The organism is Arthrobacter sp. Y3223164, assembly GCF_059091005.1.
In genome coordinates, this window is record NZ_JBNHGF010000553.1 from 1 (window position 1) to 1,418 (window position 1,418).

At 71.7% G+C, this 1,418-nt stretch carries 1 protein-coding gene; it reads left to right on the forward strand.

Annotated elements, in window-relative coordinates; all coding sequences use genetic code 11:
- On the forward strand, positions 1-1,302 hold a 1,302-nt coding region (locus tag AC5RUJ_RS16330), incomplete at its 5' end, for a FliI/YscN family ATPase (RefSeq protein WP_494156255.1).
- Positions 1,303-1,418 lie beyond the last annotated feature (116 nt).

The window sequence follows — 1,418 nt, forward strand, 5'->3', positions numbered from 1 at the left end:
GCCGACCGGTTCGCCGGCGCGCTGGCGGCTGCCCGGCCCCCGCGCTACGGGATGGTTTCCTCGGTGGTGGGCCTCGGCGTCGAGATCATTGGGCTTGATTGCGCCATCGGCGACCTGGTGCTCATTGGCGACGGCCAGGGCGTGGAGGCCGAGGTCGTGGCCACCGGCCGGGACAGCATCCGTTGCATGCCGCTGGGCCGGCTCACCGGGATCAATACCGGCACCCCGGCCAAGGCCAAGGGGGCGCCGGTCCTGGTGCCCACCGGCAACGGGCTGTTCGGCCGGGTGCTGGACGGGATGGGGCGGCCGATCGACGGCAAGGGGCCGCTGGTCTTCGACTCGCTGGTCCCGCTGGACAACGACACCCCGTCCGCCATGCACCGCGCGCGGATCGAGACGCCGCTGCAGCTGGGCGTGCGCGTGCTGGACACGCTCACCACCGTTGGCAAGGGCCAGCGCATGGGCCTGTTTGCCGGCTCCGGCGTGGGCAAGTCCTCGCTGCTGTCCATGATCGCCCGCGGCACCGACGCCGAGGTCTCCGTCATCGCGCTGGTCGGGGAGCGCGGGCGTGAAGTCCGCGAGTTCCTCGAAGACGACCTCGGCGAGGCCGGCCTGGCCCGGTCCATCGTGGTGGTCTCCACCTCGGACGAGCCGGCGCTGATGCGGCTGCGCGCCGCCTTCACCGCCACCCGGATTGCCGAATCGTTCCGCGACCGCGGGGCGGACGTGATGCTGATGATGGACTCGCTGACCCGCGTGGCCATGGCCCAGCGCGAGATCGGCCTCTCCGTCGGCGAGCCGCCGGCCACCCGCGGGTATCCGCCGTCGACCTTTTCCCTGCTGGCCCGGCTGCTGGAACGCGCCGGCACCGCCGAAACCGGTTCCGTGACGGGGATGTACACCGTGCTGGTGGACGGCGACGACCACAACGAACCGATCGCCGACTCGGCCCGCTCCATCCTGGACGGGCACGTGGTGCTGGACCGCAAGCTCGCCGTTTCCGGGCACTACCCGTCCGTGGATCCGCTCGGCTCTATCTCGCGCGTGGCGTCCAAGGTCAACAGCCCGGAGAACTCCCGCGCCGCGGGCGCCCTGCGCAAGGTGCTGGCGGCCCGCAAGGCCGCGCAGGACCTGCTGGACGTGGGCGCCTACCAGCCCGGTTCCAACCCGCTGGTGGACGCGGCCGTCCAGCATGAAGACGACATCAACCTGTTCCTGCAGCAGCGGATGGATGATCAGACGCCGGCCGCGCAGTCGTGGGAGCAGCTGCACCGCCTGGCCCGCACCCTTGGAGGTATGTAGAGATGGCACGATCCTTCCCCCTGGCCGGGCTGCTGCGGCTGCGCCAGCTTCAGCAGGACCAGGCCGCCGGCAACCTCGCCGCCGCAAACCACCGCGCCCGCGAATCCGGCGCCCGG